We start from the raw sequence: 26,444 nt of genomic DNA on the forward strand, positions 1-26,444 counted from the left end.
ACTGTATAACCCGCGCCATCAAGTGAGAGGATCTGTGTCGTGGAAGAAGTCATTGAACAACTGCGTGAAGCAAATGAACCGGTTCCGGTTCCGCTTGAGCTGCCTGACGAAGACCAACTGGTCGAGATCGAGGAACAGCTGTTCATCAACATTCCGTTTGTCTTCAAGGAATTTCTCCTGACAGTCAGCGATGTGGTGTATGGCAGCCTTGAACCCGTCACAGTGACCGACCCGCAGTCGCACACCTACCTGCCAGACGTGGCCGCCACGGCCTGGGACCTGGGCGTACCACGCGAGCTGATCCCGATCTGTCAGGACGGTGACGACTACTACTGCGTCGAGGAAGACGGCACTGTATTGCTGTGGTCCGCCGAAGAAGAACTGGTCACCGAAGACAGCTGGGAGTCGGTCTGGCACTGGGCCCGGGATGTCTGGCTGGAAAGCTGAGACACCCCGCCGCGCGCGTTTGAAGGATCTCCGGGCGCTAATGCCCGGGGGATTCCGGATGATTCCCCAGCGTCTCAAGCAACGCAATCTGCATCCGTGTATGCACACGGATCAGCCAGCGCCACAGCAATGCAGCGACCAGCGCAGCAACCAGAGCGACCACCAGCAGCAGTTCGTTGGCGGGCAGAATGCTTGCCGACAGCGCCGCCAGCATCACGAAAATCACCACCAGCGACAACAACGGAATCACCTCGGCCACGACCTTGCGCACGCGCACGGTATGCCGGCCCGCCATCTCGGGTTTCACGCCCATCTCGGCCAGCAGCATCGACAGCGCCTTGAGCTTGCGGTACGCGGCAATCAGAAACGGCAGTGACAGCAGCAGTGCAGCGCCGCAGATCCAGGCTTTCTGATGGCTGACATCGCCCACCCACTCGCTCATGTAGCCGCCCAGACGCTCGGCGAAGTAACCACCACTGAAAAAGATCGCCATCACCAGCGCCAGGTTGACGCCGACCTGCAAGAGAATCCGCCTGATCATCCCGGCCAGCACTGCACTCTGGCCTTGCGGCTGAATGCTGCGCAGCCACTCGCCGTACATGCCGAACACCCGCGCAACGCGCCGGGGCATGATCGCCGCCAGCTTCAGCGACAACGGGGCTGCGCCACGAATCAGGTAGGGCGTCAGCAGGGTGGTGATGGCGGATACGGCGACTGCCACCGGGTACAGAAAGTCGCTGGTGACCTGCAGGGTCATGCCCAGCGCCGCGATGATGAAGGAGAACTCGCCAATCTGTGACAGTCCCATGCCCACGCGCAGCGAGGTACGGCCATCGTTGCCAGCGATAAAAGCGCCCAGCCCGCAGGACAGCATCTTGCCCAGCACCACGGCAACGGTAATGACGGCGATCGGCCAGGCGTATTGCAGCAGGATGCCCGGATCGATCAGCAAACCGATGGCGACGAAAAAGATCGCGCTGAACATGTCGCGAACCGGCTCGATCAGGCGCTCGATCTTCAGCAATTCACGCGACTCGGCCATGATCGCGCCGATCAGGAAGGCGCCCAGTACCATGCTGTATTCCAGCTTGACCACCAGCAGGCAAAAGCCGAAACACAGGCCCAGCACGGTGATCAGCAACATCTCATTGCTTTCGAATCTGGCGACATAGGACAGCAATCGAGGCACCACAAGGATCCCGATCACCAGCGCCACAATCATGAACAGCGACAGCTTGCCGACGGTGGAGAACACTTCCCCGGAACTGACCGAGCCGCTGACAGCGATGCCGGACAACAGCGCGATGATGCCGATACCGAGAATGTCTTCCACGATCAACACACCGAAGATCAACTGGGCAAAGCGCTGGTTCTTCATCTTCAGGTCGTTGAGCGCCTTGACGATGATGGTGGTGGAAGAGATCGCCAGAATCGCGCCGAGAAACAGCGAGTCCATGGTTTTCCAGCCAAAGAACTGCCCGATCTCGTAACCGATCCAGATCATCAGGGCAATTTCCAGGAAGGCCGCGATGAACGCCGTGGCGCCGACCTTGAACAACTTGCGCAGGCTGAACTCCAGCCCCAGGCAGAACATCAGGAAGATCACCCCCAGCTCGGCCAGAATTTTGATGGTTTCTTCGTCGTGGATCAGACTGAATGGCGGGGTGTGCGGACCGATGATGAACCCGGCAACGATATAGCCCAGCACGACCGGCTGCCGGAGGCGATGGAACAGGATGGTCACCACACCGGCCACCAGCATGATCACTGCCAGGTCCTGAATGAAATTGATGGCATGCATGATGGCGAAGCTCCTTGTGATGATGACGTTGCAAGCCGATATCGCCGTGCCCTACAGGGCGACAGCTATCCTTTTCGTCACTAAAATCCGATAAAGACGCAGGAAAAGACCCGATCCACAGGTTTTTGCAGGTTAACACCGCCCCCTTCGACATAAAGGCGGTGCAATATATGGAAACAGATAGTTATGACGCGTGACGGCCGCCTGCTGGCCAGCGTCCCGATAACTGTCGCAAGCCCCTTGAGCGCCAGCATAGGCGCCCCTTGAACACCTTGACCGTGTGAGTACGCTATGGAACCCGGAAACGCCCAGCTGTCGATGACTGTATTGATGACCCCGGACATGGCCAACTTCTCTGGCAACGTACACGGCGGCACGCTGCTCAAGTACCTGGACGAAGTGGCCTACGCGTGTGCCAGCCGCTACGCCGGGCGCTATGTGGTGACGCTGTCGGTAGACCAGGTGATTTTCCGTGAGCCGGTGCACGTCGGCGAACTGGTGACCTTTCTCGCCTCGGTCAATTACACCGGCAACACGTCCATGGAGGTGGGCATCAAGGTGGTCACCGAAAATATCCGCGAGCGCTCGGTACGCCATTCCAACAGCTGCTTCTTCACCATGGTTGCCGTGGACGACAATCGCAAGCCCGCCAGCGTCCCGCCCCTGGAGCCCGAATCGGCCGATGCCAAGCGGCGTTTCATCCAGGCGCAGCAACGCCGCCAGATTCGTCAGGAACTGGAAAAGCGCTATCAGGACATCAAGGAAGAAGCGTTGTAAGAGGCAGACTCGGGCACGGATGCCCGAGTCGTCGGCAGCAGCCGGGATTTACAGACGCACTGCTTCGAACTTCACCCGCGGATGCGCGATGCGATCCTGGGCACGCACCAGTTCCAGCTCGTAGCTGCCACAGGCCTGGGTTTCCAGCAGCACTTCGTGGACGGCAGCCGCAGCGAACTCGAACGCGGCAACCAGATCGTCGCCCAGCAGCACACGCGACAGAAACAAACCGGAGGTCAGATCACCCACGCCGACCGGCTGACGCGGAAACGCCAGTAAAGGGCGGCGCAGGTGCCAGCTCGCCTCGGCGGTGACCAGCAGCATTTCGAAGCCATCGGCGGCCTTGCCGGGGTAATCGAGGTGTTTCACCACAATCGCCCTGGGGCCACGCGCCAGCAAGGCACGCGCCATCGCCAGGCAGTCGTGCAGTGATTCGGGCTTACGACCCGAGAAGCTGTCCAGCTCCAGTTGATTGGGGCACATGAAGTCCGCCATGGCCGCCGCTTCCTGCAGCAGGAAATCACTGACTTCGGGCGCAACGATGCAGCCTTTTTCAGGATGGCCCATCACCGGGTCGCACAGGTACAGCGCTTTCGGATTGGCCGCCTTGATGCGTGCCACGCCCGTGAGAATCGCCCTGCCCTGCGCCGCACTGCCCAGATACCCCGACAGCACCGCATCGCAGTTGCCCAGCTCGCCGATGGCGGCAATCCCGTCGATCAGCGCAGGAATCTGCTGCGGAGCCAGCACTTCGCCGGTCCACTGCTTGTATTGCGTGTGGTTGGAGAACTGGACCGTGTTGAGCGGCCAGACGTTGACCCCGATACGCTGCATCGGGAACACCGCTGCGCTGTTGCCGGCGTGGCCGAATACCACATGGGACTGGATAGCGAGCAAATGAGGCGTACGTTTCATGGGGGGCGGAATCCTGAACACGATGCAAATGCAATAATGAGAAATATAAGTCGCGCAGTATGGCTGTAAATCACTCAGGACAGTTAAGCTGACGACTCCTACGCTGGAGCACTCCGTCATGCTGACCCTGGGAAACATCTTCGTGCTGATGCTGTTCGCGAGCGCCGCGGCCTGGTGGTGGCACGCCCATGGTCTGCGCGAAAAGGCCCTGGCACGCGTCAAGCAACACTGCGCACGCCTCGAACTGCAACTGCTGGACGACGCGGTTGCCCTGCGCCGCCTGACCTTCGCCCGCGACGCTCAAGGCCGCAAACGCCTGGCCCGCGTGTATGGCTTTGAGTTCACGGTGACCGGCGAGCAACGTCACCCTGGCACGATCACCCTGTTCGGCGCGCACACTGCGCAAATCGAACTGGCACCCTACCCGTTTGAAATCAAAACACCACCGCCCAGCGCTGAAGTTATTCAGATGAGTGAATGGCGTCAATCGCATCAGAAATGGAAGCAGTAGCCGCGCACGACGCTCGTCGCCGCGATTCAGCGCTCATGTCCATGCCTGAACCCGACTGACTATCGTGCCAATGCTCCGCGTTGGCATGCCGTTCCGGACGCTCCGCGTCCTGCCCTCAGCTATCAACTGACACCTGTCACGCCAGACACTCCGCCATCTGCGCCTGCAACTTATCCACATCCTGAGCAGTGGAAAAGATCAATTCCAGGCGTGAGTCCTGACGCCATTCGCTGATTTGCCAGGCCAGCGGAGCACCATCAACGACGTTGCCGGAATACCAGCCGCCCTCGCTGTGGATAACCATCTTCGCCCGCCGCCAATCAAGGCTTTCCAGCCAGTGCAGGATGCGCTGCAGATCGAAGCGCTGCGAGGGATGCCAGCGCCAGCCGATGCTCCAGCCTTCAGCACTGACCTGACTCAGACAGATCGGCAACTTCGGGTCGGTCCATAGCGCGGGCAAGTGGCCGACGCCGTTGGGCAGCATCAGCTTATCCACAGCCTGTTTATCAATAGCGGTGCCACTGGCGAACCCCGGCACACGGCTCAGGGGCAGCTCGCCGTGTCGGGTCCAGATCAAGGCGTGCGGCAGCAACTGTTCGGTCAATGCCTGGCGAGCCAAGTCGTCCAGTTGCTCGGACTTGTTCATGACCACCAGCCCGGCATGCGCCAGGGCTTCCTGCTGAGTACTCGGCAACGGTTGTCCGGCGAGCATTGCCTGCGCGTCCAGCACCACCACGCCGGGCTGGACATCCAGGACGCCGCGCCATGGCGCTTCGCGCAATTGTGTCATCAGTTGCGCGGGATGGCCCAGTCCCGAAGGCTCGATGAACAGACGGTCCGGCCGTGCCTTGCGCAACAAACGCCCCAGGCCGATCTGAAAGGGCACGCCATTAACGCAGCACAGGCAGCCGCCAGCCACTTCGCCAAGTGCGATACCATCGGCGTCCGTGGTCAACAGCGCAGCATCCAGGCCGATCTGCCCGAACTCGTTGATCAATATGGCCCAGCGCTCATGGGCAGGTTTCTGCGCCAGCAGGCGCTTGATCAGGCTGGTCTTGCCGGCGCCCAGCGGGCCACCGATGACATGCGTCGGTATGTTTTGCAGCATGAGATCACTTTTGGCGAATGCGTGGTTCATTGAAGAGCAAGGAAGGATAACGATGCAAGTAATGCGGCTGTCTGCCCGCCTGGCGTTGATGCTGCTGACAGTGTCTTGCGGTTCGGCGTGGGCCGAAGCGTGTCTGGTCCACAGCCAGGCCGAAAGGCTCGACGTGAAGGTCTGCCAGGAAAATATAAACATCCCGGCAAACCTGTTTCACGACAGCTTCTGCCAGCCGCAGCTGGCCGGGCAGAAGACTGAGACCGTCTATTCGCAACAGTGCCCGACAGGTGCGTTCGGCGTCTGCCGCAATGCGCAGGTTGCCAATATGCCGTATCGCGAGCACATCCACTATTACGGCGTCGCCGGTGATGCGCTGTACCTCAAGCCCTTCTGCGAAGGCCAGAGCAAGGGGCAGTGGCTAACGCCTGACTGAACCTCAGGCCAGCCAGTCCAGCGTCAGAATCAACCTGCGCTCGTTGCGCAGCAGTTGCGGCGAGCGGTGGATCAGACCAAAACCTTCATTGCCGTGCCAGCGCTCGCCCTTGAGCAGCGCCACTTCACCGCTGTTGATCTGCTGGATATGGGCAGCATCCGTCGGCTCGGCGTCCAGACGCCCCAGTTGTTTGCGGTCCATCACCCCTTCATGCAGCCATTGACTGCCAACCCCGCCGTAAGTGGTGATGAGACGCACCGGCACGTGGTCGACATGGAAGCGCGGGCACATGGCCTTGTCGAGCACCCGCAGGCGCAGGCCAACGCATTCGGCACCCAGCAGACAGGCATAGGCGCTGACCAGCCAGGAAACGTCGGCAATGAACCCCTGATAGCCCAGCAGGTCGGAATAGCCCGATGCCAGCGCGCTCAGGTCAGGCTCGACCTCGCCGCCCTGCACTTCCAGGGTCATGGACTCGGCAAGAGGCTCACCCATCGACAGCAGCAAGGCACCGAAGTCTTCTATGTGCGCAGGCAACTGACGCTGCCAGAGCGCCAGGTTGACGCCATCCTGCAGAATCTCGCTCAACACGTCGGGCGTAGCGCCTTGCGCCTGTCGGACTGCGGTTTCAGGTTTAAAACGATAAGCCAGCATCAGGCAGCCACCTCTTCATGCCAATCGCCAAACGGATCGGCCAGCGCACGCCAACGCTCGACACCCGCCTCCATCTCCGCATCAGTGAGCAGGCAGTTGTCCAGCTCGGCGGTCAGCCGCGCAAAATCAATGTTCTGGCCGATGAACACCAGTTCCTGCCGACAGTCGCCAGTCTCAGTCGACCAGTTCTCCAGAATGGAACTGACGCTTTCCTTGTCCTCGGGCCAGCTGTCGCGGTTCACGAAACGCCACCAACGCCCGGCAAAGCCATGGCGCATCAAACCGCCTGCCTGCGACCAGCTGCCCGCATCCTTGTATTTGCTGGCCAGCCAGAAGAAGCCTTTGGAGCGCAGCAGCTTGCCGTTAATCCAGGGACGATTGATGAAATCGAAAAAACGCTCCGGATGGAACGGCCGGCGAGCACGATAGGCGGTTGATGCAATGCCGTACTCTTCGCTTTCCGGCATGTGTTCGCCGCGCATTTCCTTGAGCCAGCCCGGTGCCTGGGAAGCGCGCTGGAAGTCAAAGCGCCCGGTGTTGAGAATCGTCGCCAACGGCACCTGACCCATCACCATCGGCACAATCTCGGCCTCCGGGTTGAGGCGCTTGAGGATCGCCATCAGCTCTTCACGCTCAATGGAACTAATCAGGTCGATCTTGCTGAGCAGGATGACGTCGGCAAACTCGATCTGCTCGATCAGCAGGTCGGTAATCGAGCGATCATCGTCTTCACCCATGGTTTCACCGCGTGTGGACAAGCCGTCTGCGGCCTCGTAATCGAGCAGGAAGTTCACGCCATCGACCACGGTGACCATGGTGTCCAGGCGCGCCAGGTCCATCAGGCTTTTGCCGGCCTCGTCGCGGAAAGTGAAGGTTTCAGCCACCGGCAGCGGCTCGGAGATTCCCGTGGATTCGATCAATAAGTAATCAAAACGACCGTCCTGTGCCAGGCGGCTGACCTCTTCGAGCAGATCCTCGCGCAAGGTGCAGCAGATGCAGCCATTGCTCATCTCGATCAGCTTTTCTTCGGCGCGGTTGAGGCTGACATCACGCTGAACTTCGCTGCCGTCGATGTTGATCTCGCTCATGTCGTTGACGATCACCGCAACCCGCAGGTTTTCACGGTTGCGCAGCACGTAATTGAGTAAAGTGCTTTTTCCGGCCCCGAGAAAGCCGGACAGGACGGTAACGGGTAGAAGTTTTGCCATCAGGATTCTCCAGGCAGCTGCAAGGCTTGAACCTTGTTCATGTCGGCTGCGACGAATCCCTCTGGCAGCCCACTCTAATCACATCAGGATGTTATAGTATAACAAGCCGAAATAGCTATGGCCTTGGTGAAGGGATCTTCATGAGACGGGTTTCGACAGGTTTGATGGCGATGCTGATCAGCACGCATTTGATGGCTGCACCACCAAGACCCTCCGCCGACCTCGCTACCTGTACCCGCAGCGCGACGCTGCTGGCGTGCAACGATGCGCAGGGCAATAGCTACAGCGTGGCAGCCGCCGGATCAACGACGTGGTTAAAGGGCTACGAGGTACTCGACAAGCGCCGTTGGGCGCAGACCAACAGTCGCTATGGCCAGTTGACGTTTTTTACCGGGCTGGCTTCTGATGGCGAAGCCTGGGTAGGCACTGTGCAGCGTGTGGGCTGGACGACAATCACCCGGGTATCCAGCTCAAGCGGCACGCGCAGCAAGATCACCTGCAGCCGCTTGAATGGCTGCCGCTGAGCCGATCAGACCGGCTGTTCCTGCTTCTGCGCCTGCAGCCAGGCCATGTGCGAGTCGACTGGCGGGTTACGCTGGAAATAGCGCTGCAGGCCATCGAACAGACCATCGGCAACGGCCTGTTGATGACGCGCCGTGACCAGGCGCTGACTGTCGCGGCTGTTGGAGATGAAGCCGGTCTCGACCAGAATCGACGGCACATCCGGTGATTTGAGAACGGCGAAACCGGCCTGTTCAACGCGCTTCTGATGCAGCGTGGTGATGCCTTCGAGACTGCCCAGTACGGTGTGACCCAGTTGCAGGCTGGCCGCAATGGTGGCGTTCATCGACATGTCGAGAATCACCCCGGCGAGCATCGGGTCCTTGTCCTTCAGATTGAGCAGCGACGTGGCACCCAGCAGGTCCGCACCGTTTTCCCGCTGAGCCATGAAACGCGCGGTTGCCGACGTTGCTCCGCCTTCGGAAAGGGCAAACACCGACGCACCCGATGCCGTCAGCCGAGGCGCAGCATCGGCATGCACGGAGATGAACATGTCAGCGTTGGACTTGTGCGCGAACTCGACGCGCTTGCGCAGCGGTACGAAAAAGTCATCGTTGCGCACCAGACGTACGTCGAAGCCCTTCTCGCGCTTCAAGCGTCTGGCCAGCAACTGAGCAATGGACAGCACCACATCTTTTTCACGCTCACCCCGCGAACCAACAGCGCCAGGATCCTTACCGCCATGACCGGCATCGACTACCACCATGATGTCGCGTCCGGTGTGCGCCTTGCTGGTCGGGATCGGCACAGGCACTGGCGGCGGCAGCTCAGCCATCTGCACAGGCGCATGAGCCGTGGAACTCATGTCCAGCACCAGCCGATGCCCCTGCCCGCCTTCCGGACCAAGCAGGAAACTGTTGAGCTGTACTGGTGCGGTGAGGTCCAGCACGATGCGCGTGTCGTCACCCTGGCCGTAGTGCCCGGAGCGAATCGATTTTATGACGGTACGGTCCAGCGCCAATTGGCTGAAGTCGCCGGTCAGCCGCGAACCGCTGACGTCGATGATCAGGCGGTCGGGGGCTGTCAGGGTGAAGGTCTTGTATTGCACCGGGCCGCTCAGGTCGAGAACCAGTCGCAGCTTGTCGTTGGTACGCCAAAGGCGGGCGTTACGAATCTGCGTGGCGTAAGCACCCAACGGCAACGTCAGGGCCGCGCTGGCCAGCAGCATGTTGAGCAACACTTGGCGTCGGTGCATGGAACGTCTCAAAGAGCAAATTGAGCATCCCGGCTCACGAAGGGTTCATCCACATCATTAGTAACAATATAACATGCAGTTACGGACGAAAGATGAGGCCCTTCATGAAGATTAAGTCATCTGAAACGCTGTCAGAGGCGACAAAAAATCATCACCTCTGCGCAGCGTGTTCCACGTGGAACATAACTCCATGAATTTGATCAGGTACGCGGGGCGACGTTGCCACATTGCGGCCCCAGCCACACCGCGCGGGTGTCCATGCTGCCGTTCTGTTGCTGACCGGTGGCGTTGAATGTGCCGACGACGTTGGTGGTGAACTCGCGATCACTCAGGAACTGCGCCTGCCCGGTGCCCTTGGCTTTCGGGCAGCTGAACTGGAAGTTCCAGGTCTTGCCGTTGCGCGCCGTGATCTTTTGCGTGCATCCGGATGCCGGGTCAGTCAGGGGAATGTCGTCCGACTGCACCTGCGCCTGAGTCAGGCAGGCCCTCACACCTTTGCCGCCCAGGGTGACGCCCTGCTTCTTCATCATCTGTTCCATCATCGCACGCTGCTCGGGCGGCAGATTCTGCAACTGCCCCAGCATCAACTGCATGTCCGGCAGCTGCTGTCCGTCCACTTTCATATTGCTGGACGTCAGCTCCCACAAACCCGGTTGCAGCATCTGCGCCTGAGCCAAAGGAGCCGCCAGACAAAACATCCAAGCCAACATGCGTTTGTTCATTTCAAGATTCCTGATCGGGCATTACGGATGAAAACGAGACTGGAATAATCCAGCCAAAAGATAAACCTTAGACGGCACACATGTCGCCCAGTTGCACCCGGAATTAAATAGCGACATTCCTGTTCAGCTGTGGTCTGTTAGGCAGCAAAGGCGAGGAGCATTGTTCCACATGGATTATCACGACCCGTACTTTTTCGGTTACGTCCTGGGTTTCATTCATTTACTCGGTACAGGTGCCGCCATCCATGCATTGCTGACCGTGCGGACTTCCCAAGGCGCAATTGCCTGGGCGATGCCGCTGCTGTTCATTCCCTATTTCACCTTGCTGCCTTATCTGGTGTTCGGCCGAAGCTCATTCGATGCGTACATCAAGGCGCGTCGCCAGGCCAACCAGGAAATGCGGATCGCGATCGGCAGCCTCAACTGGCGGCCATGGATGGAAGAGGCCGTGGCTGCGCGTCGATCGGATGCCTATGCGGCGCTGCGGGCAATGCCCAAGCTGGGCAACATGCCGGCGCTGGCCAACAACAAGGTCAGGCTGCTGATCAACGGCGAAGAAACCTTCGGGGCGATTTTTCAGGCCATCCGTGAAGCGAAAAAGACCATCCTGATTCAGTTCTTCATCATCCATGACGACAAACTCGGCCGCGAGCTGCAGTCGCTGCTGCTGGAAAAAGCCGCCGAAGGTGTAGCGATCTTTGTGCTTTACGATCGTATCGGCAGCCACGCCTTGCCGGGCGTCTATATCGATAAACTGCGCGACGGTGGCGTGCAGATAAAAGCCTTCGCCACACGCGGCGGCTGGCTCAATCGCTTTCAGATCAACTTCCGTAATCACCGCAAAATCGTTGTCGTCGATGGCCTGAAAGGCTATATAGGCGGTCATAACGTGGGTGATGAATACATGGGGCTGAAGCCGCCGCTGGCCCCATGGCGCGACACTCATGTGCAAGTCATCGGCCCGGTGGTCGCCTGCTTGCAGGAGTCGTTCGCCGAGGACTGGTTCTGGGCCACCCGCGAACTGCCACCGCTCAGCCTGCCTGATGAATTTCCCGAAGACGGTGTGCTTTGCCAGTTGCTGACCAGTGGCCCGGCTGATGCGCAGGAAACCTGCTCGCTGTTCTTCGTTGAAGCCATCCATGCTGCCGAAGAGCGCGTGTGGATCACCAGCCCCTACTTCATACCTGACGAAGCCGTCAGCGCTGCGCTGACCCTGGCGGTATTGCGCGGCGTGGACGTGCGCCTGCTGCTGCCGTCGCGCCCCGATCATTACGTGGTGTACGCCGCTTCAAGTCTGTACGCCTTCGATGCTGTGCGTGCCGGCGTACGGGTGTTCCGCTACGAACCGGGCTTCCTGCATCAGAAGGTCGTCCTGGTCGACAACGAGATTACCGCCATCGGCAGCGCCAACCTCGACAACCGCTCGTTCCGCCTCAACTTCGAATTGATGCTGCTGACCGTCGACAGCGACTTTTCCAGCCAGGTGGAATCCATGCTCACCGCCGACTTCAACCTCGCCCGTGAAATCTCCGTGCAGGAAAGCCACGAAACGCGACGTCTGCATCAACTGGGTATGCGTGTGGCGCGGCTGATTTCACCGATTCTGTGAAGATTAAGGCGTACGACTTGTTGCACCTCAACCATTGGATAACCAATGAGTTTTCACTAGAATTTTGGTAACCACGCGCATCTACGGATTTTACGAGGCTCAAGATGAAGGCGTCACTGCAGCAGGTGTTACAAGCTGATCGAATCGACGACCTGCAAAAACTCGGAACATTTATTGAAGTGAAGAGAGGCATCGAAACTCAGTTGATGTTGAAGCTCGGGGTCAACGGCTGGGTAGCGTTATTCTCGAAACTGAATGTTCTGAAAACCGCACTCTGGACGAGTAAGGCCTCCATTCACATGGCCGCCCGTGAGAACACCTTCAGGGACGCAAAACGTAAAATTTCAAAAAGCCTGGGTTTTCAAATAACGGCACACAATCAAGCGGAGCTCGATCGGCTGATACAAACATGCTCACTGTATGTTCTCGGTCGTACGGTCGACCCGCACAAGCGTTTTGAAGAGAAAAAGCACAGAAATTTCATAAGCAGTTCGAAACTGGAAGGAATCCACATACCCCCCACGGACGAGAAAACGTCTTTGGAGATGATACTGGCCAAGCACAGAAGATGATCAATGGACAGATACGATGCTTCTCATGACCACTATTGCTATCCCGCCTCACCGGTACTGAAAAACAAGCTGAACATTCAAGACATGGATGACCTTGAAGCAGCAGAACGAGACATCACGGCCATTACCGTTAATCGCGTCCAGTACGTCGCACCGCCTTACAGTCTCGATAATTTAAAACAGTTGCATCACCTGCTATTTTCCGACCTCTACGAGTGGGCCGGAAACCTCAGAAGTGTCGATATTTCAAAAGGTGGAACTCGCTTTTGTACCTGTGCACGAATTGAGGCGGAGGCGGCAAAAATTTTTGCCAGCCTTCAGAATAACAACTGGTTAGGCGCATTGGACAAAGACGCTTTTTGTGGAGGCTTGGCAGAGTATTACTGTGAGCTCAATATGATCCACCCCTTCCGCGAAGGCAACGGCAGGGTTCAGCGCATTCTCTTTGAGCACCTTGCCTTGTCTGCAGGCTATGAGCTCGATTGGGCAACCGTTAGCCAGGCGGAATGGGTAAGCGCCAATATCGACGGCGTCAACGTGAACTATGGCCCCATGAAAGACATATTCGAGCGCATCGTAACCCTCTGCTAATCGGCTTACGGAGGACGGACGCCGCCTTGCATGCTCAACACACTGAGTACTCTCAGATCCACCAGCCTCGGCGCTCGTAACTAAAGCTCACCCATAAATATCCTCACGCGTCAGTGGCAGTCCGGTCTTGCCGTCGGCGAAGGGTTTTACGGCGAGTATCTGGTGCAGGTTGATCCAGCCTTTGGTGAATCCATAGGCGCAGCCTGCGAGGTACAGCCGCCAGATGCGCAGGGTCTGTTCGGGCACGATGCGCGCGGCTTCGTCGAGCCGGGATTCCAGTCGTGCGCTCCAGTGCTCCAGGGTTTTCGCGTAGTGCGGGCGCAGGCTTTCTACGTCGACCACTTCAAGCCCGGCTTCGCTGATCTGGGCGCTGATCATGGCCATATGCGGCAGCTCGCCATTGGGGAAAACATAGCGATCGATGAACTCGCCGGCACCACGCCCGACAGGACGACCGTCGGTGTGCCGGGCGGTGATGCCGTGATTCATCACCAGGCCGCCCTCCTTCACCGCGCCGAACAGGCGTTGCGCGTACAACGGCAGGTTGGCGTGCCCGACGTGCTCGAACATGCCGACACTGACCACCTTGTCGAAGCGCGCATCCTGCGGCAGATCGCGATAGTCGAGCAGTTGCAGGTCGACCTTGTCCTGCAGACCTTCGGCTTGCACGCGTTCGCGGGCCAGCGCCAATTGTTGCTGGCTCAGGGTGATGCCAAATACCTTCGCGCCGTATTCACGAGCCGCAAAACGCGCCAGCCCGCCCCAGCCGCAGCCGACGTCCAACAGGTACTCACCGCGCTTGAGCCGCAGCTTGCGGCACAGGTGGTGGAATTTATCCTGCTGCGCCTGCTCCAGCGATTCGTCGCCGGTTTTGAAATACGCGCAGGAGTAGACCATCTCCCTGTCGAGCCAGAGCTGGTAGAAGTCGTTGGAAACATCGTAGTGATAGGCAATCGACGCCGCGTCAGTGTCCTTGTCATGTTCGACCCGGACCGGATTGCCAGCGCTGTGGTCATCGTCCACCAGCGCATGGGTCAGTTCATCGCAGACCCGGACCACTTCGCTGATTGAACCCTCCAGCTCCAGCCTACCCTCCACGAACGCGCTGCCAAGCAGGCCCAGACTGGGGTGGCTGAAGTCGGAGACCAGTTGCGGATCCTTGACGACTATCGTGACGCTGGGCGAAGGCCCGAGGTCCATCTGATGACCGTCCCAGAGCCGGAGCCGCAACGGCAGATGAAGATTCTGCAAGGTCGTTGGAAGTTGTGTAAGCATTTCAAAATCACCCCCTTATCCAGAGACTCAAAAAAGAGTAATCCAGCAAGGACCCTGCAAAAGGGCCCGAAAAGGCATTGGCGACGGCAAAACTGCTATGAATCAACTGCGGGGGAACAGCCCTGTGCCCTCTGATTCGAGCCGAGAGTCAGCCTGAATCTGGATCATGCAATGAAACATAGCGCTTAATCTGTAACAGATTTTGTCAAAGCTCAAGCCATTTGACGCACTGACCCTCAGCGCAAACGCGAGCCCTGATGCTGCACGCCCGCGTCCTCGAGCTTGAGCAATGGCTCCTGAAAGCGCAGCAAACGTCCGGCGTTGCCCAATACCAACAGGGTGCTTAGATTGTGCAGGATAGCTGCGACCATCGCGCCCGCAGCGCCAAGCAGACCAAAGGCGGCGAGTGCCACGATGGCCAGCGTCCAGCCCAGTCCGATGATGACGTTGACCTGCAGGGTCTGACGACACTGACGGCTGAGTCGCACGCAGGTGCCGAGGCGGCGCAGGTCGCTGCCGATCAGCACGATGTCGGCAGACGCCAGCGCGATATCCGCCCCGCCCGCGCCCATCGCCACGCCGACCACGCCCGCCTTCAGGGCCAGTGAATCGTTGACCCCGTCGCCCACTACCATCGGCCGGAAGCCATTGGCAATCTCACCCATGACACGGTTGAGCTTGTCCTCCGGCAGCGCCTGCGCCTGCACGTCGGCGATGCCGATATCGTGCGCCAGGCTGTCGGCCACGCTCTGCCGGTCACCGGTCAACAGCAACTGTCGGCCCAGGCCCAGGCCGCGCAATTCGAACAGTGCCGCCTGGGCTTCGGGTTTGACGCTGTCGGCGAGCAGCAGCCAGGCGAGAAAAACCCCATCCAGCGACAGCCCGGCCAGCGGGCCGTCATGTGCCGGGACGGCAGGCGTGACGATGCCCATCTGTGCGAACAACTCCGGGCGACCCAGTGCTGCATCGCCCTGCCCGGTCGACGCCACCACACCCAGGCCCTGGCGTTCACGGGTGTCGGTCAGCGGCAACAGTCGGGCGTTGTCCACCAGCCCGGCCAAAGCCCGACTCACCGGGTGGCTGCTGGCCGACCCGAGGCTCGCGGCCAGCTCCAGCAATTGTGGATGCTGTGGGCCGTCGGCCTGCACGGACTGCAGGCGCAGACGGCCGTAAGTCAGGGTACCGGTCTTGTCCACAACCAGTGAGTTGAGGTCAGCCAGTTCTTCAAGAAACGCCGAACTGCGGATCAGAATGCCGTGCCGCGCCGCGACCGCAATACCTGCAATGGCGGTGGCCGGGGCTGAAAGCACCAGCGCGCAGGGACAGGCCGCGACCAGCACCGCCAGCATCGCCTGCGCATCCTGAGTGATGAACCAGGTCAGCGCCGCGATCAGCAAGACCAGCACCATGTAACTGCCCGCGTAACGCTCCAGCAGACGCGTGATAGGTGGCTTGGAACGCTCTGCGCTCTGCATCAGCGCGATGACCTTGCCCAGCGTGGACTGATCGCCGATGCGGGTCACTTCGATGCGCAGCAGGCCGTCCAGGTTGATGGCGCCACCGAACACTTCGACCCCGACACTGGCTTCCAGTGGGACCGATTCGCCGGTGATCGACGACGTATCCAGACTGGCCTGCCCGGACAAAACCCGACCGTCCGCCGGAACCCGGTCGCCCGCCCGCACTTCCACCTGATCGCCGGCTTTGAGCGTCGCGTTGTCGACCTCGCGCACGCTGCCGTCGGCGCCCAGCAAACGCGCCTGGCTGCGGGTCAGGCGTCCCAGCGCTTCGATGGCCTCCTGCGAGCCGATCACGCTGCGCTCTTCCAGCACATGCCCGAAGATCATGATGATCGGCAGCAAGGCGGCGGTCATCAGGTCACCGGTGGCCCAGGCACCGAGCATCGCCAGCGCAATCAACTGATCGGTGATGCCGTGCAGGCTCGGATGCCGCAGGCTGTGCCAGCCGGCGCTGATCACCGGTATCGCCACCAACAGTGATGCAGCGCCCAACAGCAACTGGCTGACACCTTCCTGCTCCGGGGCGAAAAACCGCCAGACCAGTCCCAATCCCAGCAAGCCCAAGGCCAGCATCGCGAGGGTCAGTTGCCGGGCCGCACTGCGCTGCTCGGCGCTGCTCAGCAGACTGCCAGGCGCTTGCGGCTGTTCGGCGTCGTGGGTGTGAACGGCTTCGCCACTCATTGTGGTGCTCCCTGAATGATCAGGCGGGAATCGTCTTTGGGGTCGATCGTGGTCACCGAACCCGCCTGATGCAGAATGGCCGGTACGCGTTCACGGTAGAGGCGTTGCAGCAGACCGGGGTCGCTGCGGGTTTCGGCGGATTGCGTCAGGCTGACGACCGTTGCGGTGGCCGCCTGCGCCTTGGCCAGACGCTCGGACGCCTGTGCGTGCGCCACTTGCAGGGTTCGGTCGGCCTGTTGATTGGCGGTCTGGGTCAGCTTTTCGGCATCCGTGCGCGCGTTGGCCACGGCCTGATCGGCCTGCTGACTGGCCGTCAGCACGGCATTGAACGCGTTGACTGCCGAGGTCGGCAGGCTCGACTGCACATCCACCCGAGCGACCTCGACGCCGATGCCCATGCCGGTCGCCTTGAGCTCGGCCAGACGCTGATTGATGCCGCGCACCAGGTCGCCACGCAGCCGCTCACGGCGCTCGGCGGCCTGGCTGTCAGCACCGATCAGCTCGGGACGGGCAACCAGAATGGTGTCCAGATCCCGCGCTGCAGTCAGCGCCACAGCGCTGCGATTGACCAGCCGGTCCAGCGCGGACAATACATGCTCGCCCTGCAATACGAAGGCAGTGGGGTCAGTCACTTTGTAAAACACCGTGACGTCCAGTTGCACCACACCGGCATCGCCAGTCAGCAGAAAACCTGAGCCTGCCAGTGCATCGCTCATGGGTGCCGACAGGGTCGCGACTTCATCGGCCTTCAACGCGGCAGGCGAACGCAGCAGGGTTTCCACGCGCCGCTCTATCACCCGATCAGCCGAAGGCAGCAGCACCACCTGTTCGAATGGCTGCGGCCAGGCGACCAGCAATCCTGCATTCTGAACCCGTTCGATCGCGCCGAAGTGCACGACCACCGCGCGATTCTGTGGATCGATCTGGCGTATGTTGGACGTCGCCCAGGCCAGCGCGGCGAGCAGTGTCACGCCATACAGCCCCAGAAACGCCAGACGACTCGCCTGCAACCAGGGGCTGTTTACCGGCGGGCGCTGCGCCACGGCTTCGTCGACCGGCTGGCTCATGGCTGCGTTCCGCTCTTGCCATCCAGCGTCGGCGGGCCGTCCACCAGTACGCGGAACGGCGCGGCGTCGGTACGCAGTATCAGACGGGTGCCCGGCGTCACGATGGTGCCCAGCGTGTCCAGCGAGCGCAGCAGGTTGTAGAGCTGCGGCGAGCCCGCATAGGCACGCCCATAGATCTGCGCGGCTTCAACCCGCGACTGTGCTTCGATATCGGCCGCCTTGACCGTAGCATCGGCTTCGACAATCCGTGCGTCGCGCTCGGCGGCGGAACGAATCTGCGCCGCCTCACGCTTGCCCACGGCGGTGCGCTCGGTGGCGATGGTCTCGCGCTCGGCGCGCATGCGGTCCACCGTAGCGTTGAGCGTCACCGACGGCAGGGTCAGCCGTTCAACGCCAACCTGCAGGACACGCACCCCGTAAGTCGCCAGCAGTTGCTGATCGATCTGCTGGCGCAGCTGATTTTCGAAGGCGGTGATATTCACCTTGCTCGCGTCGGTATTCACCAGGCTGGAGAGGTCGAAACTGCTCGCCGTGGTTTCCAGTGCCGAGCCAACAAAAGTGCGAATCTGCCGCGCCGCTTCGTCGGGCTGGTTCTGTACCGCGCGCATGAAACGCTGCACGTTGTCGGCATCGCCCTGCACCTGCCACGCCACATAGGCCTGCACGATGATGCGCAAGCCATCGCGGGTACCGACGTCCTGCAGACCGCTGGAGGTGGTACGCAGGCGCAGATCCACCGGGATGGTCGCCTCGAACGGTGCCGGCCAGCGCCAGTTGAGGCCAGGCTCCAGCAGGACGCGGGACGGGTTGCCGAAGCGCGTGACGACGGTCGCCTCGCCCGAACGCACCTGCACCAGGCTCGCTGCCGCAATCGCAAACGCGATCAGCAGCGCAGCCAGGCTTGCCCGTCGCCAGGGGAACGCGGCGGGGCCGCTCGCGCCATGATGGTGGTGGTGATGACCGTGGCCGCCATGGCCGTGACTGTCATGGCTATCGTGGTCGGCGTGATCGTGATGATGATGGAACAGACTCAAGGGACGACTCCTTACTGAACGGCTTTACGCGGCGCCGTTGGGTCTGCCGGTGGGGTGAAGGTACGCAGGTCGATGGTCGGCGCACTGTCGCCGCCCAGACGGTGATCAAGTATCAGCAATTTCGCATTGCCCAGGCCCTCGGTCAGTTGGGCCAGGTATTGCTCCAGCAAAAACGCCTGGCCTGCCTTGGCATAGGCCTGACGTTCAGCACTGAAGCGCAGGTCCGCACCCTGTGCGCCGGCCAGAATCTCGCGGGCGGCGGCACTGGCCTGATCACGCGCCACGCTGGCGTTGAGCTGCGCCTGATTGGCCTTGTCGCTGGCAGCGCCGCGCTCGCGGGAGATCAGCGCCTGTGCACCAATCTGCGCAGCCTGCACAGCATGATAGGCATTGGCAGCACCGGCGGGCGGGTGGATGGCTTCGACCACCGTGGCGAGCAATTCGACGCCACTGTCCAGACGCTGCAAGTCGGCCTGCACGGCCTTGCCGATGTCATCGGCCAGGCCGCTGCGCTGTTCGCCGAGCAGCTCATCCAGCGTGCGCGAGGCAAAGTCGTGCACCAGCACGCGGCTGGCCGTGCTGCGAATCAAGGCCGGAATGTCAGCGCTGTTATAGGTCGACGCCATGGCTGCGGCATCTGTCAGGCCGATGCGATAGACGAATCGCACGTCCATGTTGACGATCTGAAAGCTCTGCTTGTCGCCGGCACTGCTGGCAATGACCTGGGATTTTTCGTTGATATGGCTGGCATCCCACAGACGGTTGGCGCTGCCCGGTGGCGGGCCTTCGGCCGGGTCCAGCGTCTGCTCGAAAGTGTCGGCGGCCGAAACGCTGGTCGCCAGCTCATGAACCACGCCGTTTTCGACGGCCAGCACGCGCCCGAACGGCCAGGGCAAACCCACATGCAGACCGGGACCGAATACATCGACCGGCTTGCCGAAGCGCTCATAAATGCCCCGCCCCTGCATGGGGATTTCATGCACGCCGCTCAGCACCCAGCCCAGCGCTGCGACCACCGCCAGCACCGGCAAAAAGGCGCGACGCATGTAGGTAAAGGCCCAGATCTGGCGCAGATCGATGCCGAAACGGTTGTGCAGTTCGTGCTGCAGGGCGAGCAGCGGGCGCGGCGGCCAGCGCAGCAGGTCAGCGATGAAACTGGCGGCCAGCAGGCGCGGTTCGCTACGTGGGTTGCGCGGGCTGAACACCGACAGCACAGCGCGCAGCAGGAACTCCAGCGCCACGCCAAGCGGCAGCAGGCCGATCAACACCGCCAGCCGCGCAGGCCAGACACGCTCTGCACTGGAGAAGAACAGGCACAGCGCGCCAATCAGCAGGACGATGAGCGTCATGCGCACCAGTTGCGCCAGCGCTCCGGCCTCCGGCGACTGACTGTCGGACTCGCTGCTCAATTGCCGCTCGATGACCAGCAGGCCGAACGCCAACAGCAGCATGACACTGCCGGCCAGGCTACCAGCCGTGGAGAGGTCGACGCCGAACAGCGCCAGGTTCCAGAAGGCGCGAACGACGATCAACGCCAGCACCGCCCAAGCGGCAAGCCACAGGGTCGAACTGCCCACATGCCTGACCAGCGATTTGCCGGAGTCACTCAGCCGTTCAAGCAGGCGCTCGTACCAGCCGCTCTCGTCGGCAGCAGACAGGCTTTCGTCGAAGGTGTCTGCATCCGGCGAACGCAGCGCGCGAGCCCGCCACAGCGCGACATGCCGCGCCGATTGCAAGCCCGCCGTGAGCAGAAACAACGCCGCCGAGGCGTTGCACAGCACAGCCATCCACAAAGAGCCGGGGGAAAACAGATCGATGGACAACGCCAGCAGCAGCCCGAACGCCCCTGCCCCACCGGTCACATACATCAATCGTCCCAGACGCCGAACCTGTTGCACCGCCATTTGAAAACGCGGCAGGCCTTCAAGGCCTTCGTGCTCATCCAAATCAACCCGCATCACTACCCCGGCACCCGCTTATTTATCGCCCTTTGGAGAGCCCTGCATTGGCATCTGAATGCCAGTGAATCATAGCGTTACGATATAACACGCGGAATGAAACTTTCGTCAGGACTATTAGCTGAACGAATGTGCGATAGCGGTGCTGCCCAGCGGTCAATTCGACCTGAAGTCGTACAGATGATGAGCCCGCACGCCCGAAAAATGTTTGCTGAATATTGCCTGGCAAAAAAAATTTCAGCGTCGTCCGAAGGCACCGAGTTGATCGGCGCTTCTTGCCCCGATCGGCTGGAAGCCTTGCGCCAAGCGGCGATGCGCTTAATCGATTAGTCTAAAGCGCTGCAAAAATCCGCGTTATAGCCGTCAATACGCCGGATTCATTACCCCTGATCGGCGTTTTTTTTGGCCGATTTCCGAACCGTATCTCGTCTTTGTTATCTGTTGTGGGTAGTTTGCGTTCGGCAAGGAGTCGTTGGCGCGCCATTTTTTGTGCAGGACGCACAGAATTACTCAGAGGCTTCACCTTTATGAATCGCAGAAATCTCCTGAAAGCGTCCATGGCGTTGGCCGCCTACGGCAGCGTATCGGCCTCAGGGCTTTTTGCTGCGCGGGCACTGGCCGCCGCAGCCGATGGCGAGATCGAACACTTCGATTTTGCAGAGTTGCAGGCGCATGCCAAGAAGCTTGCGAGCAAAGGGTATGTGAGCAACAAGCAGGTGCTGCCACCGGTACTTGCGAACATGACGCCGCAGCAATTCAATGCCATCCGCTACGACCCGAATCACTCGCTGTGGAAAGACGTCCACGGCCAGCTCGACGTGCATTTCTTCCACGTCGGCATGGGTTTCAAGACGCCCGTGCGCATGTACAGCGTCGATCCGCAGAGCAAGCAGGCGCGCGAAGTGCATTTCCGCCATGACCTGTTCAACTACGAGAACAGCGGCATCGACAAGAATCTGGTCAAGGGCGATCTGGGCTTTGCCGGTTTCAAACTGTTCAAGGCGCCTGAAATCGCCATCAATGACGTCGTTTCGTTCCTCGGCGCCAGCTACTTCCGCGCGGTGGACAGCAACAAGCAATACGGCCTCTCGGCCCGCGGCCTGGCCATCGACAGTTACGCCAAGCGTCAGGAAGAATTTCCGGACTTCACCAAGTTCTGGTTCGAAACGCCGGACAAGAACGCGACACGCTTCGTGGTTTACGCACTGCTCGATTCGCCGAGCGCGACGGGTGCCTATCGCTTCGACATCGACTGTCAGGCCGGCCAGGTGGTCATGGAAATCGACGCGCACGTCAACGCGCGTACCGACATCCAGCAGTTGGGCATTTCGCCGATGACCAGCATGTTCAGCTGCGGCACTCACGAACGCCGTATGTGCGACACCATCCACCCGCAAATCCACGACTCGGATCGCCTGTCGATGTGGCGTGGCAACGGTGAGTGGATCTGCCGTCCGCTGAATAACCCGGCCAAACCGCAATTCAGCGCGTTCTCCGACACCGATCCGAAAGGCTTCGGGCTGGTACAGAGCGATCACGAATTCTCCAGCTATCAGGACACCGTCGTCTGGTACAGCCGCCGTCCAAGCCTGTGGGTCGAGCCGATCACGGCGTGGGGCGAAGGCGAGGTCAGCCTGCTGGAACTGCCGACCACCGGCGAGACGATGGACAACATCGTGGTGTTCTGGACACCGAAGACGCCGGTCAAGGCCGGGGATTCGATGAACTACGGCTACAAGCTGTTCTGGAGCCCGCTGCCGCCGGTGAGCACGCCGCTGGCGCAGGTCCATGCGACACGTTCAGGCATGGGCGGTTTCCTCGAAGGCTGGGCACCGGGCGAGCATTACCCGACAACCTGGGCACGCCGCTTTGCGGTGGACTTCAACGGCGGCGGTCTGGATCGCTTGCCGGAAGGCACCGGGATCGAACCCATCGTCACGGTCACCCATGGCAAGGTGCAGGACTTCAACATCCTTGTGCTGCCGGACATCAAGGGCTACCGCGTCACCTTCGACTGGGTACCGGACAGCGACTCGGTCGAGCCGGTTGAAATGCGCATGTTCATCCGCACTGGCGACCGTACGCTGAGCGAGACCTGGCTCTACCAGTACTTCCCGCCCGCACCGGACAAACGCAAATACCCGTAATCCGCAGATTTGTGACGCAGAGCGTCACGAAGGGCATTCCACGGAGCGTGAGGAACGATAAGTGTCTGGGCTGGGGCATGAGGAACGACAGGGGTTCTCAGGAACACTATCGTGCCCATGCTCCAGCGTGGGTATGCCGGTTCCGGATGCTCCGCGTCCTGTCCCGGGCACGGGGCGTGCAGCGCATATCCATTAATCCTGACTAATTAATTGACAGTTGCCCCAACTGCGACTGATATACCTGTTGTCATGCCGTTGCGAGCGTCCGCTCCAGACCCCCATCTCCCAAAGCCTCCCTGTGTCGACACGTCCCCGTGATCGTCGGGCGGTAGCTTTGTCCGCGCAATTCCCCTGACGTATTTCACAAGGCAGCCAGCATGGCGTTGAATACTGCGAACGGCGTCGACGCCAGGTCGTCGTTAATGTCCTTTGACAAGTCCACGGTGGTGGTGTGGGTCGCCATCGGCCTGATGCTGGTCGAGACCTTTTCCGGGGCCTTGCGCTTCTACTTCGATCAGGCAGGCCTCAGTCCCCTGCTCTATCTGCCCAAAGCCGCCTGCATCCTGCTGTTTGCGCTTGAACTGTGCACCTTCAGAGCAGGAAAGCTGTTCTGGACATTCATGATCCTGTGGCTGCTTTCCGGGCTGCTGGCCATGCTGCATCGCGCCAGCGTGCACAACCTGGCGTTCAGTCTGTTCGCGCTGAGCCCGCTGGTGTTCGGCCTGGTGTGTGGCCGGCACCTGCTGTATCGCCGCAAGCTGCTGTACCGCGCCATTGCTTTCTGCCTGCTGGCCTCGCTGCTGGGGATTGCTCTGGACAAGCTCACCTCTGTGCCATGGAAGGGCTACAGCTACAGCGTCGGTGAGACGCAGTTGAGCGCCAATACCTCATGGAGTGCGGACGAGGTGGATCGCATTGCCGGTTTCGCCAGGGTGTCCAACGTGCTGTCGATCATGATCGCCTTCTACACGCTGTACCTGATCATGTTCCTGCGCTCGCGCCTGATGATGGTGTTGCTGAGTGCGGTGGCGCTTTACGCCATCGTGCTGACCACCAGCAAAGCGCCAGCCGCAGCCTTCGCCCTGACCATCGTGCTGCTGTTGTTGCGGCGGATGAGCTGGACCTGCAGGACAGTGTGCACCGTGGTGGTAGGCATCGGTCTGCTGTTGCCGGCGCTTGGCCTGATCGTGGGTCCTGATGCCTACGCGGTCAGCAGCGGCGGCTCGCTGGCCTCGCTGTATGACCGGCTGATCAACACCTGGCCCGGCCTGATCAATGCGATGAGTCGCGAAGGCTGGATGATCAGCGGCGCAGGCTTCGGCATGGTCGGCAGCACGATGGGGCTGTTTCCAGTGGACGGTGCCGGGGTATTTCTCGGCATGGACAGCTCCGCCCTGTACCTCTGGGCAATGCTGGGCGTGCTCGGCTTGCTGCTGTATGTGCTGCAGATTCCGCTGTTGTTCCGCCTGATCGATGATCAGACCCGTGTCGGCCATATGCTGCTGGCGATCAGCTTCTGCTGGTGCCTGATCAGCTGGACCACCGACATGTTCGAGGTCGCTGTCGCCAACCTGTTCATCGGCCTGGCGATTGGTCATGTGATTGCCGGCAGAGAACCTTCTGCGAGCCATGCGCCCGGACTGTCGCCGGCTGCCCGCTGACCGCCACCCCATCACCACCACGCTGGCCGCCGATACGTTTCGGCTGATCCCGGCACCCTCTCCCTTACGATCAGCCAACGGATGGCGTTCTCAAATGGACTTCAGAAAAGACATCAATGGCCTGCGCGCCATCGCAGTGATCGCAGTACTGCTCTTCCACTTCCACCCCGACTGGCTGCCTGGCGGCTTTGCCGGTGTCGACGTGTTTTTCGTGATCTCGGGGTATCTGATCACCGGGATCATCCTGCGCGGCTTGAGGAGCGGTAAATTCAGGCTGGCGGCGTTCTACTCGTCACGGGCCAGACGCATCGTCCCGGCCCTCGCTGCGCTGTGTTTTGCCTTGCTGCTGCTGGGCTGGTTCGCCCTGCTGCCGCTGGATTACAGTGCGCTGGGCACACATGTGGCGAGCAGCCTGGGGTTCGTTTCCAACTTCGTCTATTGGCGTGAGGCGGGGTATTTCACCGCAAGTGCCCATGAGAAATGGTTGCTGCACACCTGGTCGCTGTCGGTGGAATGGCAGTTTTACCTGCTGTACCCGATTGCGCTGCTGATGCTCAGCCGCTTCGTCGCGCTGCATAACCTGCGCTGGTGGATACTCGGAGCAAGCCTGGCAGGCTTTGTGGTCTGCATACCTGCCTCCTCGCAATGGCCGGAGGCGGCGTTTTACCTGCTGCCGACCCGCGCCTGGGAGTTGCTGGCAGGTGGTGTGGCCTGCCTGTTCCCGCTGCAATTGAAGGCCCTGCAGCAGCGCGCTCTGGAACACATCGGCCTGACGCTGATCGTGGCCGGTTTCTTTCTGCTGTCCGTGCAGGACACATGGCCGGGTTATCTGGTGCTGATGCCGGTGCTGGGGACATTCGCGGTGATCATCGCCGCGCGCAACGACTCGCTGCTGACCTGTAACCCGCTGGCCCAATGGACCGGCACACGCTCGTACTCGCTGTACCTGTGGCATTGGCCGGTGGTGGTGTGGATGAATGACGCCGGGTTGCTGGGCGAGACCCGCACGGTGCTGGTGGGCATCGGCGTGGCCGTGACGCTGGGTCTGGTTTCATGGCGGCTGATCGAGCAGCCCGTCAGCAGGCCGTTGTCCGATCAGCGCAGCAGACGTGCCACGTTCGGCGCGCTGATCGCTCTGCTGTTCGTCGGCGGAGCGCTGGTGAGTGCGACTGGCGGCGCGGTATCGCCACTGCGCCCGGTCAGTGTTTCGGACAAGGCGCGTTTCATTCAGGAGTACGCTGATCGTCAGCACAACCTGTACGAGCCTTACTGGCTGAAATGTGATGCCTTCTCTGCCCTGACCCAACGCGGCCAATCAGCCATCGACGAAGCCTGCACCCGCAAACAGGGGGTGGGCGGCGTGTTCCTGTGGGGCGACTCTCACGCGCAGGCGCTGTCGCTCGGCTTGCGTACCTTGCTGACGCACAGCACGCCCTTCTATCAGGTCGCCTCAGCCAGTTGCCGCCCCGCTCTGAGTGACCATCAAGGACGTACCTCTGCGACCAGCAGGGCCTGTGACTACTCCAACAGAACGGCCCTGCAGGGCATCGAAAAGCTGCGCCCGGATATCGTGGTCATCGCGCAGAAGGATGGGCACGACAAGACTGACTGGACGCAGATCGCGACCCGGCTCAAGGGCTTGGGCGTGAAGCATATCGTGCTGATCGGCCCGGTCCCGCAGTGGAACCCGTCGCTGCCCAGCGTCATCGCCAACCGCCATTGGGGGCTGAGCGAATCGCACATCCGCGATCCGGCTCTGGATCAAAGCATCATGCTGGTGGATCAGGCGGCCCGCAATTTGGCCGCATCGGCAGGCATCCAGTTCGTGTCGCTGATCGACAAACTGTGCATCGCCGATGCCTGCCTGGTACGCCTGGAAGACAACCGCTCGCTGCTGCAGATCGACTCGGGGCACTTGAGCGCAGAAGGTTCGCTGTACGTGGTGCGCAACTATGTACTGCCGCAATTGGTGAATTAGTCAGCCGCTGAGTACAAACGTCCTG

General features: G+C 60.7%; 24 protein-coding genes. 12 read left to right on the forward strand and 12 right to left on the reverse strand.

From position 1 onward, the window contains the following. The first annotated feature begins 39 nt into the window (after positions 1-39). Positions 40-447, forward strand: coding sequence for an SMI1/KNR4 family protein (locus tag KUIN1_RS27045; RefSeq protein ID WP_003316056.1), 408 nt, complete (start codon positions 40-42; stop codon positions 445-447). Between the two features lie 37 nt (positions 448-484). Here KUIN1_RS27045 and KUIN1_RS27050 read toward each other — a convergent pair whose 3' ends face one another. Then, complete coding sequence (locus KUIN1_RS27050; protein ID WP_116866367.1) at positions 485-2,248, reverse strand: cation:proton antiporter; 1,764 nt, start codon at positions 2,246-2,248, stop codon at positions 485-487. 291 nt (positions 2,249-2,539) lie between these two features. Here KUIN1_RS27050 and KUIN1_RS27055 point away from each other — a divergent pair, with 291 nt between their 5' ends. Next, the gene (locus KUIN1_RS27055; RefSeq protein WP_003316052.1) at positions 2,540-3,025 is read left to right on the forward strand and encodes an acyl-CoA thioesterase; all 486 of its coding nucleotides are present in this window, start codon (positions 2,540-2,542) and stop codon (positions 3,023-3,025) included. Between the two features lie 48 nt (positions 3,026-3,073). On the opposite strand, the gene pdxY is transcribed toward KUIN1_RS27055, so the two are convergent. Next, complete coding sequence (gene pdxY / locus KUIN1_RS27060) at positions 3,074-3,940, reverse strand: pyridoxal kinase PdxY (protein WP_011269407.1); 867 nt, start codon at positions 3,938-3,940, stop codon at positions 3,074-3,076. A gap of 118 nt (positions 3,941-4,058) precedes the next feature. On the opposite strand from pdxY, the gene KUIN1_RS27065 reads away from it, so the two are divergent. Beyond that, entirely contained in the window at positions 4,059-4,451 is a 393-nt protein-coding gene (locus KUIN1_RS27065) for a DUF3301 domain-containing protein (protein ID WP_003401310.1), read from the forward strand. 136 nt (positions 4,452-4,587) lie between these two features. On the opposite strand, the gene KUIN1_RS27070 is transcribed toward KUIN1_RS27065, so the two are convergent. Further along, positions 4,588-5,559 carry a CobW family GTP-binding protein gene (locus tag KUIN1_RS27070; RefSeq protein ID WP_152092416.1) on the reverse strand — a complete coding sequence of 324 codons (972 nt, stop codon included), beginning with the start codon at positions 5,557-5,559 and terminating at the stop codon, positions 4,588-4,590. Positions 5,560-5,611: 52 nt separating this feature from the next. Here KUIN1_RS27070 and KUIN1_RS27075 point away from each other — a divergent pair, with 52 nt between their 5' ends. After that, complete coding sequence (locus KUIN1_RS27075) at positions 5,612-5,986, forward strand: hypothetical protein (RefSeq protein WP_011269409.1); 375 nt, start codon at positions 5,612-5,614, stop codon at positions 5,984-5,986. Between the two features lie 3 nt (positions 5,987-5,989). On the opposite strand, the gene KUIN1_RS27080 is transcribed toward KUIN1_RS27075, so the two are convergent. Together KUIN1_RS27080 and zigA are read right to left on the reverse strand one after the other, a co-directional pair. Further along, positions 5,990-6,640, reverse strand: coding sequence for a DUF1826 domain-containing protein (locus KUIN1_RS27080; RefSeq protein ID WP_152092417.1), 651 nt, complete (start codon positions 6,638-6,640; stop codon positions 5,990-5,992). Beyond that, the gene (gene zigA, locus KUIN1_RS27085; RefSeq protein ID WP_152092418.1) at positions 6,640-7,848 is read right to left on the reverse strand and encodes a zinc metallochaperone GTPase ZigA; all 1,209 of its coding nucleotides are present in this window, start codon (positions 7,846-7,848) and stop codon (positions 6,640-6,642) included. Before zigA ends, KUIN1_RS27080 begins: the two co-directional genes overlap by 1 nt. Positions 7,849-7,988: 140 nt before the next feature. Between zigA and KUIN1_RS27090 the strand changes: the two genes are divergently transcribed. Further along, positions 7,989-8,372 carry a hypothetical protein gene (locus KUIN1_RS27090; protein ID WP_024651559.1) on the forward strand — a complete coding sequence of 128 codons (384 nt, stop codon included), beginning with the start codon at positions 7,989-7,991 and terminating at the stop codon, positions 8,370-8,372. A 5-nt stretch (positions 8,373-8,377) separates the two neighbouring features. On the opposite strand, the gene KUIN1_RS27095 is transcribed toward KUIN1_RS27090, so the two are convergent. Beyond that, complete coding sequence (locus tag KUIN1_RS27095; protein WP_024638986.1) at positions 8,378-9,604, reverse strand: N-acetylmuramoyl-L-alanine amidase; 1,227 nt, start codon at positions 9,602-9,604, stop codon at positions 8,378-8,380. Between the two features lie 200 nt (positions 9,605-9,804). Next, positions 9,805-10,326: a DUF3617 domain-containing protein gene (locus KUIN1_RS27100; protein ID WP_003316040.1), complete on the reverse strand. Its 522-nt coding sequence runs from the start codon at positions 10,324-10,326 to the stop codon at positions 9,805-9,807. Between the two features lie 169 nt (positions 10,327-10,495). Here KUIN1_RS27100 and cls point away from each other — a divergent pair, with 169 nt between their 5' ends. From cls to KUIN1_RS27115, 3 genes are all read left to right on the forward strand, one after another. After that, positions 10,496-11,935 carry a cardiolipin synthase gene (gene cls / locus KUIN1_RS27105; RefSeq protein ID WP_024641007.1) on the forward strand — a complete coding sequence of 480 codons (1,440 nt, stop codon included), beginning with the start codon at positions 10,496-10,498 and terminating at the stop codon, positions 11,933-11,935. Between the two features lie 104 nt (positions 11,936-12,039). Further along, positions 12,040-12,507 carry a YhfG family protein gene (locus KUIN1_RS27110; protein WP_024651560.1) on the forward strand — a complete coding sequence of 156 codons (468 nt, stop codon included), beginning with the start codon at positions 12,040-12,042 and terminating at the stop codon, positions 12,505-12,507. A gap of 3 nt (positions 12,508-12,510) precedes the next feature. Beyond that, on the forward strand, positions 12,511-13,098 hold the full coding sequence (locus KUIN1_RS27115) for a putative adenosine monophosphate-protein transferase Fic (RefSeq protein ID WP_024651561.1): 588 nt from the start codon (positions 12,511-12,513) through the stop codon (positions 13,096-13,098). A gap of 87 nt (positions 13,099-13,185) precedes the next feature. Here KUIN1_RS27115 and cfaB read toward each other — a convergent pair whose 3' ends face one another. The 5 genes from cfaB to hflK (KUIN1_RS27140) all read right to left on the reverse strand — a co-directional run bounded on the left by cfaB (position 13,186) and on the right by hflK (KUIN1_RS27140) (position 20,633). Continuing rightward, a complete protein-coding gene (gene cfaB / locus KUIN1_RS27120; protein WP_116886549.1) occupies positions 13,186-14,373 on the reverse strand; it encodes a C17 cyclopropane fatty acid synthase CfaB in 1,188 nt (395 codons plus the stop codon). Between the two features lie 236 nt (positions 14,374-14,609). Then, positions 14,610-16,574: a heavy metal translocating P-type ATPase gene (locus KUIN1_RS27125; RefSeq protein WP_003401335.1), complete on the reverse strand. Its 1,965-nt coding sequence runs from the start codon at positions 16,572-16,574 to the stop codon at positions 14,610-14,612. Then, positions 16,571-17,641 (reverse strand): protease modulator HflK, encoded by a 1,071-nt coding sequence (gene hflK, locus KUIN1_RS27130; protein WP_152092419.1) that lies wholly within the window; start codon positions 17,639-17,641, stop codon positions 16,571-16,573. The genes KUIN1_RS27125 and hflK (KUIN1_RS27130) overlap by 4 nt, the downstream gene beginning before the upstream one ends. Then, a complete protein-coding gene (hflC, locus tag KUIN1_RS27135; RefSeq protein ID WP_011269416.1) occupies positions 17,638-18,675 on the reverse strand; it encodes a protease modulator HflC in 1,038 nt (345 codons plus the stop codon). The genes hflK (KUIN1_RS27130) and hflC overlap by 4 nt, the downstream gene beginning before the upstream one ends. Before the next feature lie 11 nt (positions 18,676-18,686). Then, complete coding sequence (gene hflK / locus KUIN1_RS27140; RefSeq protein ID WP_116886548.1) at positions 18,687-20,633, reverse strand: protease modulator HflK; 1,947 nt, start codon at positions 20,631-20,633, stop codon at positions 18,687-18,689. A 180-nt stretch (positions 20,634-20,813) separates the two neighbouring features. Between hflK (KUIN1_RS27140) and KUIN1_RS27795 the strand changes: the two genes are divergently transcribed. The 4 genes from KUIN1_RS27795 (at position 20,814) to KUIN1_RS27155 (ending at position 26,419) form a co-directional block, all read left to right on the forward strand. After that, complete coding sequence (locus tag KUIN1_RS27795; RefSeq protein ID WP_172452235.1) at positions 20,814-20,963, forward strand: hypothetical protein; 150 nt, start codon at positions 20,814-20,816, stop codon at positions 20,961-20,963. Positions 20,964-21,160: 197 nt separating this feature from the next. Continuing rightward, on the forward strand, positions 21,161-22,780 hold the full coding sequence (locus tag KUIN1_RS27145; RefSeq protein ID WP_003401346.1) for a glucan biosynthesis protein D: 1,620 nt from the start codon (positions 21,161-21,163) through the stop codon (positions 22,778-22,780). Between the two features lie 377 nt (positions 22,781-23,157). Continuing rightward, positions 23,158-24,441 carry a hypothetical protein gene (locus KUIN1_RS27150; RefSeq protein WP_172980087.1) on the forward strand — a complete coding sequence of 428 codons (1,284 nt, stop codon included), beginning with the start codon at positions 23,158-23,160 and terminating at the stop codon, positions 24,439-24,441. A gap of 94 nt (positions 24,442-24,535) precedes the next feature. After that, complete coding sequence (locus KUIN1_RS27155; protein WP_116800373.1) at positions 24,536-26,419, forward strand: acyltransferase family protein; 1,884 nt, start codon at positions 24,536-24,538, stop codon at positions 26,417-26,419. Positions 26,420-26,444 lie beyond the last annotated feature (25 nt).

It is taken from the genome of Pseudomonas sp. KUIN-1 (genome assembly GCF_009176725.1).
GTDB lineage: Bacteria > Pseudomonadota > Gammaproteobacteria > Pseudomonadales > Pseudomonadaceae > Aquipseudomonas > Aquipseudomonas fragariae.

Coding starts and splice junctions, on each gene's coding strand:
- KUIN1_RS27050 (WP_116866367.1), bottom strand. CDS start 2,248: ATGCATGCCATCAATTTCATTCAGGACCTGGCAGTGATCATGCTGGTG.
- KUIN1_RS27055 (WP_003316052.1), top strand. CDS start 2,540: ATGGAACCCGGAAACGCCCAGCTGTCGATGACTGTATTGATGACCCCG.
- pdxY (WP_011269407.1), bottom strand. CDS start 3,940: ATGAAACGTACGCCTCATTTGCTCGCTATCCAGTCCCATGTGGTATTC.
- KUIN1_RS27065 (WP_003401310.1), top strand. CDS start 4,059: ATGCTGACCCTGGGAAACATCTTCGTGCTGATGCTGTTCGCGAGCGCC.
- KUIN1_RS27070 (WP_152092416.1), bottom strand. CDS start 5,559: ATGCTGCAAAACATACCGACGCATGTCATCGGTGGCCCGCTGGGCGCC.
- KUIN1_RS27075 (WP_011269409.1), top strand. CDS start 5,612: ATGCAAGTAATGCGGCTGTCTGCCCGCCTGGCGTTGATGCTGCTGACA.
- KUIN1_RS27080 (WP_152092417.1), bottom strand. CDS start 6,640: ATGCTGGCTTATCGTTTTAAACCTGAAACCGCAGTCCGACAGGCGCAA.
- zigA (WP_152092418.1), bottom strand. CDS start 7,848: ATGGCAAAACTTCTACCCGTTACCGTCCTGTCCGGCTTTCTCGGGGCC.
- KUIN1_RS27090 (WP_024651559.1), top strand. CDS start 7,989: ATGAGACGGGTTTCGACAGGTTTGATGGCGATGCTGATCAGCACGCAT.
- KUIN1_RS27095 (WP_024638986.1), bottom strand. CDS start 9,604: ATGCACCGACGCCAAGTGTTGCTCAACATGCTGCTGGCCAGCGCGGCC.
- KUIN1_RS27100 (WP_003316040.1), bottom strand. CDS start 10,326: ATGAACAAACGCATGTTGGCTTGGATGTTTTGTCTGGCGGCTCCTTTG.
- cls (WP_024641007.1), top strand. CDS start 10,496: ATGGATTATCACGACCCGTACTTTTTCGGTTACGTCCTGGGTTTCATT.
- KUIN1_RS27110 (WP_024651560.1), top strand. CDS start 12,040: ATGAAGGCGTCACTGCAGCAGGTGTTACAAGCTGATCGAATCGACGAC.
- KUIN1_RS27115 (WP_024651561.1), top strand. CDS start 12,511: ATGGACAGATACGATGCTTCTCATGACCACTATTGCTATCCCGCCTCA.
- cfaB (WP_116886549.1), bottom strand. CDS start 14,373: ATGCTTACACAACTTCCAACGACCTTGCAGAATCTTCATCTGCCGTTG.
- KUIN1_RS27125 (WP_003401335.1), bottom strand. CDS start 16,574: ATGAGTGGCGAAGCCGTTCACACCCACGACGCCGAACAGCCGCAAGCG.
- hflK (WP_152092419.1), bottom strand. CDS start 17,641: ATGAGCCAGCCGGTCGACGAAGCCGTGGCGCAGCGCCCGCCGGTAAAC.
- hflK (WP_116886548.1), bottom strand. CDS start 20,633: ATGCGGGTTGATTTGGATGAGCACGAAGGCCTTGAAGGCCTGCCGCGT.
- KUIN1_RS27795 (WP_172452235.1), top strand. CDS start 20,814: ATGATGAGCCCGCACGCCCGAAAAATGTTTGCTGAATATTGCCTGGCA.
- KUIN1_RS27145 (WP_003401346.1), top strand. CDS start 21,161: ATGAATCGCAGAAATCTCCTGAAAGCGTCCATGGCGTTGGCCGCCTAC.
- KUIN1_RS27150 (WP_172980087.1), top strand. CDS start 23,158: ATGGCGTTGAATACTGCGAACGGCGTCGACGCCAGGTCGTCGTTAATG.
- KUIN1_RS27155 (WP_116800373.1), top strand. CDS start 24,536: ATGGACTTCAGAAAAGACATCAATGGCCTGCGCGCCATCGCAGTGATC.